At 35.0% G+C, this 16,170-nt stretch carries 16 protein-coding genes; 9 read left to right on the top strand and 7 right to left on the bottom strand.

Annotated elements, in window-relative coordinates:
- Positions 1-23 precede the first annotated feature (23 nt).
- Together PSA_RS08655 and PSA_RS08660 are read right to left on the bottom strand one after the other, a co-directional pair.
- Positions 24-668, bottom strand: coding sequence for an NAD-dependent epimerase/dehydratase family protein (locus PSA_RS08655; RefSeq protein ID WP_042151676.1), 645 nt, complete (start codon positions 666-668; stop codon positions 24-26).
- Between the two features lie 147 nt (positions 669-815).
- Entirely contained in the window at positions 816-2,075 is a 1,260-nt protein-coding gene (locus PSA_RS08660) for a lytic murein transglycosylase (RefSeq protein WP_042151673.1), read from the bottom strand.
- Between the two features lie 277 nt (positions 2,076-2,352).
- Between PSA_RS08660 and hemH the strand changes: the two genes are divergently transcribed.
- The 3 genes from hemH to PSA_RS08670 all read left to right on the top strand — a co-directional run bounded on the left by hemH (position 2,353) and on the right by PSA_RS08670 (position 4,912).
- On the top strand, positions 2,353-3,432 hold the full coding sequence (gene hemH / locus PSA_RS08665; protein WP_042151671.1) for a ferrochelatase: 1,080 nt from the start codon (positions 2,353-2,355) through the stop codon (positions 3,430-3,432).
- 301 nt (positions 3,433-3,733) lie between these two features.
- Positions 3,734-3,907, top strand: a complete 174-nt coding sequence (locus PSA_RS25140) for a hypothetical protein (RefSeq protein WP_157575758.1) — start codon at positions 3,734-3,736, stop codon at positions 3,905-3,907.
- Positions 3,908-4,108: 201 nt separating this feature from the next.
- Entirely contained in the window at positions 4,109-4,912 is an 804-nt protein-coding gene (locus PSA_RS08670; RefSeq protein WP_042151670.1) for a DUF2189 domain-containing protein, read from the top strand.
- A gap of 184 nt (positions 4,913-5,096) precedes the next feature.
- Here PSA_RS08670 and PSA_RS08675 read toward each other — a convergent pair whose 3' ends face one another.
- Positions 5,097-5,405: a hypothetical protein gene (locus tag PSA_RS08675; RefSeq protein ID WP_042151668.1), complete on the bottom strand. Its 309-nt coding sequence runs from the start codon at positions 5,403-5,405 to the stop codon at positions 5,097-5,099.
- A 352-nt stretch (positions 5,406-5,757) separates the two neighbouring features.
- Between PSA_RS08675 and PSA_RS08680 the strand changes: the two genes are divergently transcribed.
- Positions 5,758-6,765, top strand: coding sequence for an acyltransferase family protein (locus PSA_RS08680; protein WP_231665347.1), 1,008 nt, complete (start codon positions 5,758-5,760; stop codon positions 6,763-6,765).
- An 83-nt stretch (positions 6,766-6,848) separates the two neighbouring features.
- On the opposite strand, the gene PSA_RS26835 is transcribed toward PSA_RS08680, so the two are convergent.
- The gene (locus PSA_RS26835; RefSeq protein WP_269432780.1) at positions 6,849-6,977 is read right to left on the bottom strand and encodes a hypothetical protein; all 129 of its coding nucleotides are present in this window, start codon (positions 6,975-6,977) and stop codon (positions 6,849-6,851) included.
- Between the two features lie 234 nt (positions 6,978-7,211).
- On the bottom strand, positions 7,212-7,406 hold the full coding sequence (locus PSA_RS25145) for a hypothetical protein (protein ID WP_042151666.1): 195 nt from the start codon (positions 7,404-7,406) through the stop codon (positions 7,212-7,214).
- 103 nt (positions 7,407-7,509) lie between these two features.
- Between PSA_RS25145 and PSA_RS08685 the strand changes: the two genes are divergently transcribed.
- Both PSA_RS08685 and PSA_RS08690 read left to right on the top strand, forming a co-directional pair.
- Positions 7,510-9,627, top strand: a complete 2,118-nt coding sequence (locus PSA_RS08685; protein WP_042151664.1) for a TonB-dependent siderophore receptor — start codon at positions 7,510-7,512, stop codon at positions 9,625-9,627.
- A gap of 39 nt (positions 9,628-9,666) precedes the next feature.
- Positions 9,667-10,830 carry a DUF1624 domain-containing protein gene (locus tag PSA_RS08690; protein WP_042151661.1) on the top strand — a complete coding sequence of 388 codons (1,164 nt, stop codon included), beginning with the start codon at positions 9,667-9,669 and terminating at the stop codon, positions 10,828-10,830.
- 309 nt (positions 10,831-11,139) lie between these two features.
- Here PSA_RS08690 and PSA_RS08695 read toward each other — a convergent pair whose 3' ends face one another.
- Positions 11,140-12,675 carry an AbgT family transporter gene (locus PSA_RS08695; protein WP_042151658.1) on the bottom strand — a complete coding sequence of 512 codons (1,536 nt, stop codon included), beginning with the start codon at positions 12,673-12,675 and terminating at the stop codon, positions 11,140-11,142.
- A 366-nt stretch (positions 12,676-13,041) separates the two neighbouring features.
- Between PSA_RS08695 and PSA_RS08700 the strand changes: the two genes are divergently transcribed.
- Positions 13,042-13,314, top strand: coding sequence for a hypothetical protein (locus PSA_RS08700; protein WP_042151655.1), 273 nt, complete (start codon positions 13,042-13,044; stop codon positions 13,312-13,314).
- Between the two features lie 132 nt (positions 13,315-13,446).
- Here the strand turns inward: PSA_RS08700 and PSA_RS08705 are convergent, their stop codons facing one another.
- Positions 13,447-13,737, bottom strand: coding sequence for a DUF3817 domain-containing protein (locus PSA_RS08705; protein ID WP_042151651.1), 291 nt, complete (start codon positions 13,735-13,737; stop codon positions 13,447-13,449).
- A gap of 293 nt (positions 13,738-14,030) precedes the next feature.
- On the opposite strand from PSA_RS08705, the gene PSA_RS08710 reads away from it, so the two are divergent.
- Together PSA_RS08710 and PSA_RS08715 are read left to right on the top strand one after the other, a co-directional pair.
- Positions 14,031-14,366, top strand: coding sequence for a DUF3703 domain-containing protein (locus PSA_RS08710; protein ID WP_231665236.1), 336 nt, complete (start codon positions 14,031-14,033; stop codon positions 14,364-14,366).
- A 61-nt stretch (positions 14,367-14,427) separates the two neighbouring features.
- Positions 14,428-16,170, top strand: coding sequence for an amidohydrolase family protein (locus tag PSA_RS08715; protein ID WP_052380222.1), 1,743 nt, complete (start codon positions 14,428-14,430; stop codon positions 16,168-16,170).

Consider the following 16,170-nt stretch of genomic DNA (forward strand, 5'->3'; position numbering starts at 1 on the left):
TAAGACTAGAAAAATAAGACTCGCTACTTTGGAAAACATTCATCTAATGTATAACGCATTATTCCGACAGTTTGCTGTGCGCTCACTTGGCACATTTTAGTTGCTACTTGAGCGCCATAAATTGGTTTGAAGCGTTTTAAAATAGGAAGTTTACATAGTGTTGGTAAAATCCAGCTACCAAGTTTTTCGCCTATTCTAACGTGATTACGCTCACCTAATAATAACGAAGGCTGAAAAATACATATACGTTCAAAACCTAGGCCCATTATTTTATTTTCTAACTCGCCTTTCATTTGTAAATATGCGTTTTTACTTGTTGCGTTTGAACCACTTGAAGATACTAAAAAATACTCAGAAACACCGTTATTGGCAGCGAGTTTTGCTGCTGTTAATTGGTAATCAACATCTATTATTCGCTGTGCCTCAGTGGACCCTGCTTGCTTTTTAGTTGTGCCTAAACATGAGAATAAAATATCCCCCAAAAAGGTCTGACTGTATTGTTCAAGCAAAGAAAAATCTACGACTTGATTTTCAATTTTTGGGTGTGAGTAATCAACAGTTTTGCGTGTGACAGCAATAACTTTATTGATATGGGATTGCTGTGCCAGTTTTAATGTCAGATTTTGGCCAATTAACCCTGTTGCCCCAAGTACAATCGCTGTTTTCATATTGTTTAGTTGTTATATTTTAATATAGAGATAGTAAAAGAATGGGAATAAATAAGCTATCTAATGTCACTGTAAAGCACAATACGATTCAACCCAGACAGGTAGTAAGCTCTGATTTACCAGGGCTATAGCCATGAGAGTCACTCCCTAGGGCGCTTTTTTGCTTTCATTTGTCACCGAATTAGCTGTCGAAAAAACATCGTCAATTGGATAACCATCAGCAATTAGCTGGTGTTCTATCTGAAATAATCGAATGGCACGTCTGGTTTTAGGACCCCAAATACCATCTGGCTCGCCTAATTCAAATTCTAGGGTATTAAGTTGGTTCTGCAGGTTTTTCATTGCAGTAACAGTATAAGGTTTCACTTTGGTTTGTTTCTTTGAAAGTTTTAAACCGCTAGCACCAATTAATTTATTAGCTAATATTCCAACAGATAATGCATAACTTTTTGATAAATTCCACGTCATGATCACATTAAAATTTGGGTAGAGTAAAAATGCGGGGCCTTTATGGCCTGAAGGCAGGTAAAGTTCAGCCTCAATATCGTAAGTAGATAATGGTTGATTGTTCGATTTTTTAACACCTAGTTCTTTAAAATAGCGAGTTGGGTAGTATTGATCGAACGCTATTTTTTCATAGGCAAAGCTATCTGATAAGTTAACTTCTCTTCCCCAGCGCTCTTTAGTTTGCCAGCCTATTTTATTTAAATAATTCGCAGCCGTTGTTAACGCATCAATTTCGCTTTGCCAAACATCAACTTTTCCATCATTATCGCCATCAACTGCATACTTTAAAAATGATGAAGGCATAAATTGCATATGCCCCATAGCACCAGCCCAAGAGCCCTGCAGCTGTTTAGTGGTTACTTGTTTTGTTTCAATTAGGGTGAATAAATCTAACAGTTCCAGTGTGAAAAATTCGCTACGGCGTTCATCACACGCTAATGTCGCTAAAGAGTTTATTATCGACATTTTACCCTTAATTTTACCATAAACTGTTTCTAAGCCCCAAAAAGAGACCAAATATTCGCGTGGCACACCGTATTCTTTCTCTAATGAGTCAAACAGCTCTTCATGTTGTTTTAATTTTTGTTTTCCTACTCTCACATGAAAAGAGGTTACTCTAGCTTTAATATATTGCTCAAAAGTTTGGGTAAATTCAGGCTGTTTTTTATCGTATGAAATGACTTGTTCTATCGGGGAGATATCATCAATAATAGTTTGGGTGATGTAAGGCGAAAAACCTTCGGTTTCAGCGCGTTCTGCTAAATTAATTTTACACTGCGCAAAATTGTTATCTGCAATTACAGCATGTGCCAACGATGGAAAAAGTGAACAAATAAAAAATAATTTTTTGATACTAAAAACATAACTAATTTGATTAACAAAAAGCTTTAAAAAGACCATTAGCGGGACTTCCTTGAATAAAACGGTAAGTAAAAATTGGTGATACTTATACAATGTCGAATTTTAACATGAATAACAAGGTATAGAAGTTAGCATCATAAAATTAATTAAATTAGTGTGATTTCGTTAGCTATCATTGAATAGACGATTTTATAACAAACTTTAAAGTGTCAGTAGGTTGGTACCGTTTATTTGCATTCTTTTTTATTGAAAGAGATCTTTTTAATCCCGCTGTTCGTATATGGCTAGTTAAATAAATATTAATTAGAGCAGGTTTATGAAATACCAAGGTAATCCAAATTTCTCCCATAAGCAACAAGATAAAATTGGTGTATTGATAACAAATTTGGGCACGCCAGATGCTCCTAAAAAAAAGGAATTGAAACGTTATTTACGAGAGTTTTTATCTGATCCTCGCGTTGTTGAGGTACCACGCTTAATTTGGTGGATGATACTGAATTTTGTTATTTTAAATATTCGCCCAAGAAGATCTGCGCATGCTTATAGTACTGTTTGGACTGGACGTGGCTCACCACTTTTATTTCATACACAAGACCAAACGGACGCATTACGTAAAAAACTGACAGAACAATATGGTGATAATATTGTAGTGGAATTTGCAATGCGATATGGCTCTCCCTCGGTTGATTCAGTAATCAGTAAAATGCTAGACCAAGGTGTACGTAAATTAGCTGTATTACCACTTTATCCGCAGTATTGTGCTTCTACAACGGCATCAACTTTTGATGCCGTAGCAAATAGTTTTGCGAAAAAACGACTTATTCCAGAGTTACGTTTTATTAATCATTACCATGATTTTCCCTATTATATTAATGCCGTAGCAAATAAAATTCGTCAGCATTGGCAGCTGAATGGCAGGGCGGATAAATTGATATTTACTTATCATGGGATCCCTAAGCGCTATTTAACTAATGGAGACCCATATCACTGTGAATGTTATAAAACTTCTCGTTTAATTGCTGAAAATTTAGGTTTAAGCAAAGGGGAATATATGGTTACTTTTCAATCTCGATTTGGCAGAGAAGAGTGGTTACAGCCTTATACCGATAAAACCCTTATGTCTTTACCAGAACAAGGTGTTAAATCTGTGCAGTTAGTTTGCCCTGGTTTTTCTGCTGACTGTTTAGAAACAATAGAAGAGATAGGCATCGAAAATAGGGATTATTTCATAGAAGCTGGTGGAGAGCGTTATGAATATATTGAAGCACTCAATGCAGAGCCAGAACACATTGAAATGATGTCTGAGTTATTGGCGCAAAATCTGCTGGGTTGGTCAGATAATAATGATACTGAAAAACGTTTTCAATTGGCAAAAGAATTAGGTGCGGCTCAGTAAGTTAGATTAGACTTCACATTGACCAATTACGAGCTAGCACTTTTAATAGCAGTAATTGGTTATGTCTATTAAATTGTCACTGTTGATATGTTATTTTCTCGATATAAATTAAAAGCGATTAAACTTCCAGAGCGATCTTATACTGAGCATGTAGATAAAACTTTTTCGAAGGACCCTGAGCTTCTTTATAATTGACCGACTTTATCGGAGTCAGGATTATATAAAATGTTAAAAAGTGGTCGAGTAGAGTTTTTAATTGCTGTGCCAACATCTGCAAATTATTTATTGGATGACTCTGCTTATGGGTTTGATTCTTTGGCTATTGGGAATTGAAACATACGGTGTTGCCTATATTGGTTGTAGTAATTCGGCTTGGGTTAAAAAAGTGATCCAAAAAATTAATACAGTATTGATAGACATTAAATCTACTGTCGCTTATTTTAACGCGATGTCGAGTTGGTTACCGAAAGAATAAGTAAATCAAGACTATAGCACGTATTATAAAAACCATTTTTCTGAAAAATTCAAATTAAACACACCATATTAAAACAATCTCATTTTAATTTATTATCACTTAGTGGCTATCGCTGTTTGTTTTTTATACTAGTTCCGTTGAACTTATTTGATATTTCTATCGTATTAAACTTTACAATCTTTTGTAAAGTAGGAGTCTGAAATGGCTGAAACACATGTAGAGAGTAATAAGGTAAAGTCAAAAAACATAAAAAATAGAGAGTTTAGTAGGATTATTGATTCTAATATTGTTTCAACTTTTTCTCCTTTTCATTGGTTGAGCTTAGCAGTAAAAGATTTTATAAATGCGCCAATGATTGCAATGGTATACGGTATCGTATTTAGTATTATACCTATTAGTATCTGTTTTTTAGTCATATCCACTCAAAACCATTTAATCATACTTCCTTCAATTGTTGCATTTGCTCTCGTAGGCCCTGCGTTTGCTACAGGCTTATATGACGTTGCTTGGGAGTTAGAAAAAGGGCACAAACCCACATTCAAACATAGTTTAAAGTCTATGTTTAGAAACCCCGTTGGTGAATGGGGCTTTGCTTTATTACTTGTGATTATTATGATTGCTTGGATGAGAATTGCTGCGCTGATCCATGTTTTATATCCAAGCTATGCCGATCCTACACTGGAGCAGCTCATTAACTTTCTGGCTATGGGTACTGCTGCTGGGGCGATAATATCAACAGTCGTTTTTACTTTGTCTGCCTTTACACCACAAATGATGATAGAGCGTCGCGTTGATATTATGACTGCCATTATCACCTCAATTAAAGCGGTTAATAAAAATGCATTTACCATGTTTGTTTGGGCATTGATCATTGTAGCTATGGTTGCTTTTAGTGTTTTGACTTTTGGATTTGGCTTCATCATCACCATGCCACTTCTTGCATTTGCTAGTTGGCATGCCTACATAGCCGTCATTAAAACGAAACGACATCGTGATTATGAATAAATGTGGCGTTAAAAGTTGAATCGAAATTTATGACATTTGGCTAACTCCAATAATACTGGTTAGCCAAAACCATCTTGTTACAATCTTGATTTTATTTTGAGACTCAATCGAGGAAAATAGAATAGATTGAGTCTAAGATATTAATCTAATTAACTAAGTTTTATTAATTCATCAAGACTTAATATTAGTCTTCAGGTCCTTTCATCGTAAATACTAAATGTTTACGCATATTTTTTAAGATAACCCCTTTTTTCATCATTGCTGCGCTTAAGCGTTTTTGCCACTTTAGTAAATCGGGTTCTGCACTTGCTAATGCTTGCTCATTTTCAAATTGAAAACAAAGTAATAATGAACCTGGAAATAAGTGATATTCAACATCAAACCAACATTGCAGCATGCCCGGGATTTCTGCGCGAGCTTGCTCTTCCAGCATATCGGCAGTATTCATTACAAGGTCTTGTTGTTTTTGTTGTACTTTAGAGAGTTTCTTCATGGAGTATTCCAAAATGAGAAGGCAAAAAGTGAAACCTGAAAGCTGATTATAACTAAACTAATAGAGTGCAAGCAACGTAAGAACAGAGATATTAATATTAATGGGGTCGAGATGTAGTACCAACTGAGATTGAATGTTACATTGTATACACTTCGCATTTAGGTACAGGGATTTTAAAGTACAACCTCGTTTTCATTATATAGATAATCTACGTAGCCTAGCATTATTACTCGGTATTGTATTTCACGCATCGCTTGCATATGGCCCTTATTTTTAGAATATTTGGTTTGTAGCAGATCCTAACAGTCATGTTGGTTTTAACTACTTTGCCTTATGGTCGCACTTGTTTAGAATGCCATTATTCTTTTTAATAGCGGGTTTTTGCGCTGCATTATTAATTAAGAAACGAGGTTCGAAAGCCTTTATTTCAAATCGTTTAAAACGTGTTTTATTGCCTTTTATGGTTTTTCTGCCAATAACCTTTGCACTCATTTTTCATGCCATCACATGGGGAGAAAAAATAGCACACTCTTTGCCGCCATTATTTAACGTGTTTCAAGTAGTTCAAGATCCTCCTATATCCACAATGCACCTTTGGTTTCTGTGGAATTTAATGCAACTTTGCCTATTAGTTTGGCTTTTAAGCTTATATAAACAGGCTTATCGTAAGGTGCTTTCTATTGTTGTGCGGCCTTTATTTTTGGGCATTGTATTGCCAATTATTATATTTGTTGCGATGTTTAATCTGATGGTACCATTTCCTGCAGCGGATAAACTGTACCCAGAACTTTGGTCTTATGGTTTATATGGCTCGATGTTTTTAGTGGGCGCTGGTTTTTACCATCACCATGAACTTTTGGTGGGGTATCTCAAACGTATCAATGTATTATTTTTATTAGCAGTTGCTTCTACCATAGTTTATTTTGTTGTATTGCCAGCGGCTTTAACTATTGAACAAGTAATTGAGGCTGCGAATGCTAGTGGTGTAGTGAAGTTAGCGCATACAAATATTGTCGCACTTGCTAGTCAAACTATTGCGATAGTGACTTGGGCGGCTGTTGCTTTGCTTGCTGGGTTTAAGTGGCTGAATCAACGCAATGAATTTAGTGTTTATATGTCGAATGCTTCGTATTGGCTGTATCTTATTCATGTGCCGTTGTTAATGTATATTCAGCTACCGATGATTAATATTAGCTTGCCAGCGGGTATTAAACTTATCATATTAGTTAGTGCTATGGTCATTGTAGGTGTTGCCTCATATCATTTGTTAGTGAGAAACACATTAATAGGTGTATTTTTAAATGGTAAAAGACAAAAACCTAAACAGGTTTTAGCGCAAACTAGCCAAAATAATACTTAGCGCTGTTATTTATAAGTTTATTAACGATTAATGTAAGAAGAGTCTGTAGATTATGATGAACTACAGACTCTGTTAAATATTTACTATGTATCTGCTAATAGCACCATAGCTTGAGCGCCATATTGAACTACTTTACCAACATTTACAGCAACATAGTTTTTTTCTGTGCATAAAAATGAGTTTAACTTTGGAATTGTTTTAGGGGTGTTCATACAAACTCCATCAATCAATTAGTCGTTCTCGTTTGTGGCTTAATAATAGAAAGTGTAAGTATTTTCCTTACGAACAGGTACGCTTGTTTTCACGAGAATAGGCTTCCTGACAACCCTAGAGCGACATTAGCACAAGCTTGTTTTGTTGCAAATCTTAAATGCGGTAAAGTTAAATACCTCTAAGCCATGATTAAACACTGAGTGAGGTACTTAGCTATGATTTCAAAAGCATTATTATCGTAAATTATATGACCATAATTGAAAGTCATTATTAATGCCGTAAACTACATTGTTTTTTACCAGGAACCTTTGTATATCAACGCCTTGATCATAAAGTGCTGAAGTATGCTTATCTTCTACAGAGCCTCGACGGCAAAACCTATCTAAATGTTCACTGTAGATAAGTTGACCATTACCATCCTTTTGCACGTTGATATTTTATAATATTTATAAAGTATATAAGCAACCATTGTTATGGTATAACGTATCAATTACAATGGTGTTGATATTAATACAGCAATGCGAGAACAAAGTGTCATTTAATTCCAAATTTAAAAATTATGGTGCGATTTTTTCTTTATCTGTGCTTTTAGCTTCTATTTCTACTGCATATGCAGACACAAAAGATATCGAAAAAATATCGGTTCATACACAAAAACAAGCATATCGAGGCAATGCACCATTAGCACAATTACCGCAATCGTATGAGATAATTGAAGCTGATCAACTTTCAGATATGGGTATCGCTAATTTTCAAACTGCTTTAGGTTTATCAAGCAGTATTGCGAGACAAAATAATTTTGGTGGCCTTTGGGAAAGCTTTGCGATTAGAGGATTTTCAGGAGATGAAAATTTACCTTCAGCTTATTTGATCAATGGTTTTAGTGCTGGTCGTGGTTTTAGCGGTTTACGCGATACATCGAATATACAATTTATAGAAATATTAAAAGGTCCGGGCTCTGCTCTTTATGGTAGAGGCGAACCTGGTGGTACAATTAATATTGTGACTAAAAAGCCACAATTTGAACAACAAGGCTATGTAAGTGCAGAATTAGGCAGCGACGAGCATACACGCTTTGAAGGTGATTTCACCTCTGCTTTGAGTAACCAAGTGGCATTTCGCATAAATGGTGCTTATGAAGACTCAGGTAGCTTTAGAGATACTGTAGAATCAGAAAAACTTGCGTTAGCACCTTCATTACTTTACAAAATTACAGAACAAACCAGCATCACATATGAACTAGAATATGTTGATCAAGCCATTCCTTTTGATCGTGGTATTCCAGTTTTAGCTGGCATCGATATTGATCACAGTACATTTTATGGTGAACCAAACGACGGTCCTATGGATGTGGCTGCATTAGGTCACCAATTCACTTTAGATCACCAACTTAATCAAGATTGGACTCTATCGTTTGGTGCAGGTTATAGGACTTCTTCGTTAGAAGGTTATTCGACAGAAATAGAGTTATCACCAGGGCGCCAATTACTTTATGTAGATGGAGAAACGGTCAGTCGTCAGCGTCGTTATCGTGATTATGATGCCTCAGATATGTCTTTTAGAGTAGAGCTAAGCGGTCATGTTAACGCACTTAATATTGAACATAACATACTGGTTGGTGCTGATACTTATGATTATGAACTGGATTCATTACAAAATCGTTGGCGTGTAGGTTGGGGTAGTGGTGATACAAGCTACTCAATTAATGCTTATAACCCAGTATATGGCCAAGCAGCATCAGAACTTGCACCTTCGCAAGATAGAACTGAAGAACAAACGGCTTGGGGTATTTATTTTCAAGACCAACTAACGCTGAGCGAAAACTTAAAGGCACTTGTTGGCTTACGTTACGATAAATTTGAGCAAGATATTACCAATCACTTTAATTCTGATGTCGCTTCTCAATCACAATCAGAGTTTAATCCAAGATTAGGACTAACATATCAGTTAGCTGAGCCTGTTATGTTTTACGTCAATTACGCTGAAGGGTTTAGACCTAATTCTGGTGCAGATGTAAATGGCGCAGCTTTTGAACCTGAAAAAAGCGAATCGTTTGAATTTGGCGCTAGATGGCAAAGTAATGATGATACGGTGGTTGCCAGTTTTGCATTATTTAGTACTGAAAAATCAAATATCCTGACATCTGATCCTGTTAATTCTGGTTTTTCTATGGCACTTGGCGAAGCACAAAGCTCTGGTGTTGAGTTTGATTTAACTGCCACTCTTTTAGAAAATACTGAGTTATTAGTCAATTATGCTTATACAGACGCTCATACTAATAATGACATGATCAATCCTGATTGGGGCGTAGATATTCCTTCAGGTAGTCGTTTAATCAATGTACCTGAGCATACAGCTAATATTTCCTTGCAGCATTTTACTGCTGTTGCAAATTATGACTTAAAACTGGGCATGCATGTTCAGTATGTGGGTGAGCGATTAGGTGAAACGATTGATCCAACCTACGAATTAGATGGTTATACGCTAACAAACCTATTTGGCAAAGTAGCGGTCAATGACAAAGTGAGTTTTAATGCGAGTATCGAAAATATTTTTGATGAATCTTATATCGCGAACTCATATTCAGCTCTGTGGAATATGCCTGGTAAACCATTGACATATACAGCAAGCATTCAATATTCATTCTAATTAGATAAAGAGGCGCGCCCAATTTGGGCGCTGTTTATTATGACAGAAAACGTTTTTCGTTCTCGTATTGCTTCTATTGATATTTTACGTGGATTCGTAATTATTTTGATGTTAATTGACCATGCTAGAGAGCGCTTTTATTTACATAAGCAGGTACTGGATCCTATGGATATTGACAGTACAGATCCTGCGTTATTTTTCACGCGATTGAGTGCACACTTATGTGCACCTATTTTTGTGTTTCTAACAGGTTTGTCTGCTTGGCTTTATGCAAATCCTAGTAATGGACCACAACGACCAGTACAAGGTTTTTTGATCAAACGCGGTCTGATTTTGATTTTACTTGAAGCAACTTTGATTAATTTTTCATGGTTTGCTGCTTATACAACTTTATATTTACAGGTTATTTGGGCCATTGGGATCAGTATGATTTCGTTAGCATTGTTAGCGTATCTACCCAGAACATGGATAGCTATATTGGGCTTAATTATTGTGTTCGGTCATAATTTATTAACCCCGATATCTTTTCAAGCTGATGAACTCGGTTATAGCTTATGGACCATCCTGCATGATAGAGGGTATTTAATCATGGATGGTATTGTGAAAGTAAAAGCTTCATACCCTGTATTACCTTGGATTGGTGTCATTATGGTCGGTTATGCTGTAGGACCATTGTTTAGTTCCTCTGTAAATAAACAATTGAGACAAAAAGTATTACGTAATGCAGGCATTTTTTGTTTGTTATTATTAATGGTGCTTAGAGGCGCTAATACATATGGTGAAACGATTAATTGGCAAGTGCAGGCGACATTCGTACAAACGGTTATGGACTTTCTAAATTACACTAAATATCCGCCTTCACTGAACTTTTTATTATTTTCTTTAGGGATAGGTTCATTGATTTTATCTTGGCTTGAATTTGCTAAGGGCAAATGGCTTGAAAAAGTAAATGTTATCGGTTCTGTGCCTATGTTTTTTTATATCGTTCACTTGTATGCGTTACTTGTCTATTACGCAATAGGTTACGGTATTTTTGGAGCAACTATGCATTATGGTGAAAAACAAATAGGCTATTTAGGTGTTAGTAATATTGGCATTGTGTGGTTAATCGCTGCGAGTTTAATCGTGCTTTTATATTGGCCTTGTAAAAAGTTTGGTGCGTTTAAAAGATCAACCTCTATAGGTTGGGTTAAATACTTTTAATTCGTAAAGGTAAGTTTTGTTTATGTGTGCAAAGTCCGGTTGCTTTTTTAAAGTACGCCGGACTTTTTTATTTGCATCATAGAAAATATAAAAAAGTTATTTAAGGCTTTAGTGTACCTTTGAGAAATCACCTTCAATTTTCTGGATGATTTTACATGTAATTATCGTATATAAGTTAAATCTGAATAGTTCGTTTAGCGCAGATTATTAAGCCCATATTTTCAATAAAAAGTTTATAAAATTATGAAAAGATAAAAATATGCCCACTTTGTAGTGGGCATATTTAGTTAATTTTATGAATAAAATTAACTAATATGTGTAGCTAGATTGTAAACCTAAAGGAATACCCAGACCCCAGTAAGCTAATAAGAATAATGTCCAGCCAATCATAAATGCAATTGAGAAAGGTAGCATTAATGATATTAAAGTACCGATACCTGTGTCTTTAACGTATTTCTGACAGTACACCACAACTAATGGGAAGTACGGCATTAATGGGGTGATGATATTCGAGCTAGAGTCACCAATACGGTATGACGCTTGTGTTAAGTCAGGTGATATACCCAGTTGCATTAACATAGGCACAAATACAGGACCTAGCAGCGCCCATTTAGCTGAGCTTGAGCCTACAAATAAATTAACAAAGCCAGTTAAAAATATAATACCTACAATTGTTACTGCACTTGGTAATGCCATTGCTTTTAATACTTGTGCACCTTCAATTGCCAGTAAAGCACCTAAATTAGATTGAGAGAATGCAGCAATAAATAAAGAACAGAAAAATGCCATTACAATATAATAAGACATGCTGCCCATAGATTTACTCATGGCATCTATCATATCTTTACTGTTTTTAAAGGTACCAACACAAAAACCATATACGGCACCTGGTATCCAAAATAATAAGAAAATTAGCGGTACGATAGATTGCATTAACGGTGCTTTAAAATCGGCTAAAGAACCACTTGGTCCTCTAAGTGGAGAATCATCAGACCAACTTGCCCATGCTAGTAATGCAAGACCTGCGACCATAACAAAAGATGCTAAATAAAAGCCTTTACGTTCTTTTTGAGTTATTTCATCAAATTGTGGTAAATCTGAAGTATCGCCATCTATAGGTGTATTTTTTAATCTAGGTTCAATGATTTTATCTGTGATGTACCAGCCTAATAACACGATAAATATGCTAGAAGCTGAAGTGAAAAACCAGTTATTTAAGGGGTTTACTACAATTTCAGGATCAATAATTTGTGCCGCACTTTGCGTAAAACTTTGTAGTAAAGGATCGATACCAGAAGGAATAAAGTTAGCGCTAAAACCACCACTTACCCCAGCAAATGCTGCTGCAATACCGACTAATGGATGGCGTCCCATGGCAAAGAATATAACACCTGCTAATGGAATAACTAAAACATAGCCTGCATCTGTTGCAGTGTGACTAACAATCGCAATAAGAATGATAGAAGGAGTTAATAAGGCTTTAGGGGTGCGTTTTAGCATGATTTTTAGGCCAGTATTGATAAAGCCTGAGTGCTCAGCAACACCTACACCTAACATAGCAACCAATACAACACCTAAAGGTGCAAAACCAGTAAAGGTTTTTACCATGCTAGCAAGGAAGTTAGCCAGAGCGTCACCCGTTAATAAGTTATGTACTATGATAGCTTCGCCTGTACGAGGATCAATGGCGTCAAATGAGACCTGAGAAAATATGGCTGATAAAAACCATATAAGCGTCATGGCGAATAAAAAGATAATAGCAGGATCCGGCAGGGTATTACCTACGCGTTCAATTGAGTTCAAAAACCTGTCTATTAGTCTAGGTTTTTGATTAGCAGCATTCATACAATGTCCTTAATGTGAGTGAATCATATTTTTTGTTATATTTGCCTCTATTAGAGCAAAGCTAGAAAAACTTTGAAACATTTTAAGCGGTTTTTTTTATTGATGATGTAAATAGAATAATACAACGGTAAAGTACTTTAAAATATAACTGTGATATCTTTATTTTTGATATTCATATTATTTCTAATTGGTTTACATACTTTGCTGTATTAACGCTTTAATTTATATTCTCAAAGCTAGATATCATAGGGATTACAATAGATATTATGCTAAAATTCCGTTTCAGCTTTATAAATGTGCATTAAATCTCATTTGTTTGACTGAGCGTAGTGATACTAGCGCGATTAACTAATGAGGATACAAGATATGAGTAAATTAAATGCCCAAGAGCGTAAAGACCGGGACAACGCACGTTTTTCACAACGTGTTGATGAGCGCAGAGTAAAAGGTGAAGATGTTGTTGCTTACGCACTTGCCAATAAAAAAGCCTATAAATTTTTGACAAAAGATGAAAAGTACGACCTTAAGCAAAGACAAATAGTACTTGAGCAACAAGCTAAACTTTCAGTTGAAGAAAAGATAAAGCTTAGAAATGAGCAAGAGTTAGAAAAAGTAAAAGCAGTATTTACCGAACAGTAAAATACTATAAATAGTTATTGTTAAGTTTATCTAAACTGAAGCAGTGCCAACATATAATGACACTGTTTCAATTTCATGGTTTTCTAACATATCATTTTGTGATTGTTTAAAGTCAAATATGCTTTATGTTCTTTACACTTTAGTTAATCTTTGTGATTTTAGATGCTGGCCTAGAAATAGTTCTACAACAATAAAAGCAAAAGGAACAATAGAGGCGATAAATAAAGAGAAAAATGTAACTAATGGCCATTTTTGATTATTAGAAACTGGCAAAGCTAAAAATAAATACAGCATAAATAACACACCATGTAACATGCCTAACCCAGATACAAAGTCCCTACTAATAAAACCAAACGTAACACTTAAAACGGCCAAATAAGAAAAGCCTTCTAATATACTGACTACACGAAAAAATTTAAGCATTAATACGCCTATAAATAAAAAGGATTATCCGGTGATGGGGCGTTAGGGTCAAGTTTATAATTAGAGTAAATTGTAGGGAATTGGGGATATTAAAATAATACTGTCATGCTTATATTTAGAGTGTGACGGTATGAAAGCTGCCGTTTTTTGAAAAGTAACTGAAACAGATAGAGAAAAATTAATTATTAACATTGCGCTTGATTTTGTTTAATGGATAGCAGGTTTATTCAATTAATTAAGTTTTTTTTACTTATGCTATCAGTTAAAGAAAGGGGGCTAATTTCCCTTTTTATTTGATTGGGGAAGAAAAAATAAACACTGAATTAAAAAAAGCGTTTGCTCAAGAGATGTTGTTTGCCAAAAAACTTTATAAAACAGGAGATTATATTAAGTGCTTTGGGCATTTAGAGCGTGCACATATATTAGGGCAATCTTATGTTATCTCCCATACAAGCTCTCACTGGTGGATGTTAAAAGTAGGCATTAAAACAATTAATATTAAAGAAGTTTTAGGTCAAGTTATGCGTATTTTAGCTTCAATTGTATTTTCTCGAATTTGGGTTCCTTTAGGCAATACAGGTGGAACGAATGTTAGCCCGTTCAAACCTATAGCAAAAAAGTTGAATTAGAATTGATGTTCTGATTAAATCACCGACCTTACCTTATAACGGAACGGATTAATAAGAATCAATGTTAAAACTGATTAGTTTTATAAAAATAATCGCTATTTTAATTTCGATTTCAATTAGCTTAAGTGCGTTTTCAAAAAACCTTAAAATATTAAATGTGAATATTGTTGATGTTGAAACTGGAAACGTAAAAAATAATCAACATATTTTAATTAAAAATGGTGTGATTGATACGATATCAGATAAACCTATTTTTGATAATAGAGAGGCTAAAGCAATTAATGGTACTGATCAATATCTAATACCTGGCCTAATTGACTCTCATGTTCATTACTTTCAATCTGGTGGGCTTTATACTCGACCAGATGCACTTGATTTGAAATACGTAAAACCCTATAAAGCAGAGCTTAAAGAAATAAAGCGTGATTTGAGTGATACTTTTTCGCGCTATCTTCGAAGTGGTATAACCTCTACGCTTGATGCTGGTGGCCCTATGTGGAACTTTAATGCAAGAGACCAAGCTGTTGGTGTTTTAAAATCTCCTAATATCAAAGTAGCTGGTCCATTGTTATCTACAAATTATACGCCTAAAGGTCTTGAAAGTGATGATTTAGCCATAGTATCAGTAAAAGATTTTGAACAGGCAAAGCCTATAATCGATAAACAAATCAAACAAGGTACAGATCTTATTAAAATTTGGTTTATTAGACGTGATAACCGTTCTCTTAACGAACATAAACCACTTGTTGAATCTATTATTAACGAAGCCCATAAGCACAATGTTCGTGTTGCTGTACATGCAACTGAATTAGCCTCTGCAAAACTTGCAGTTGCACTTGGAGCGGACATTTTAGTACATGGAATACGAGATGAAGTAGTAGATAAAAGCTTCATAGATACTTTATTGAAAAATCAAGTTGTATATATACCTACCTTGCAAGTTGTTGAAGGTTATAGAAGAACTTTTACACAACAATTTAATTTTAAAAAATCGGATTTTGAGATAGCAAACCCTTTCACAATGTCGTCTCTATTTGATTTGAAAGTGATTAACAAAGATAAGTTTACACAGGGATTGCGCGATTACATGGCAAGTAAACCTGAATTCAAGTTGAACGAAATTGAAATTAAAAATCTTTTAAAATTACAAAAGTCTGGGGTGATTATTGCGACAGGCACAGATGCAGGAAATATTGGTACATTACCTGGGTCATCTTATTTTAGAGAAGTAGAGTTGATGTCTAATTCGGGTATGTCAGCATTAGAAATTTTGCAAGCATCAACTATTGGTGGCGCACATGCAATGGCTATGGCAGATGAAATTGGAGTGATTAAAGAGGGGTTCAATGCTGACTTAGTTTTACTCAAAAAAAACCCATTAAAAAATATAGAAAATATATCTTCAATAGTAAATGTTATTAAATCTGGTGAGTCATTTAGTTCAAATGAAATTTTAGATTGGTCTGCAGCTGAAGTCGTTCATAGACAAGTTAATACATATAATGCACGAGATATAGAAGCGTTTTTAGATACTTATTCTGATGACATTGAAGTATATAGATTGAAAGAGGGTAAGCCGGTTTTATCTTTTAAAGGTAAAGATGTCATGCGAACACGTTACACTGGTTTATTTGATAAGTTCCCAGAGCTACATTGTGAAGTATTAAATCGACAAGTAATTAACCAGTTTACCATTAAAGATCATGAACGTGTTACTGGCTTAAATGGGGAGTCATTAGAAGCCTTTGCTACTTATACGGTTAAAAGTGGGGTTATTACAAAGGTGGTTTTTTCTAAAAGTTAA

The organism is Pseudoalteromonas sp. '520P1 No. 423' (assembly GCF_001269985.1).
Classification (GTDB): Bacteria; Pseudomonadota; Gammaproteobacteria; order Enterobacterales; family Alteromonadaceae; genus Pseudoalteromonas.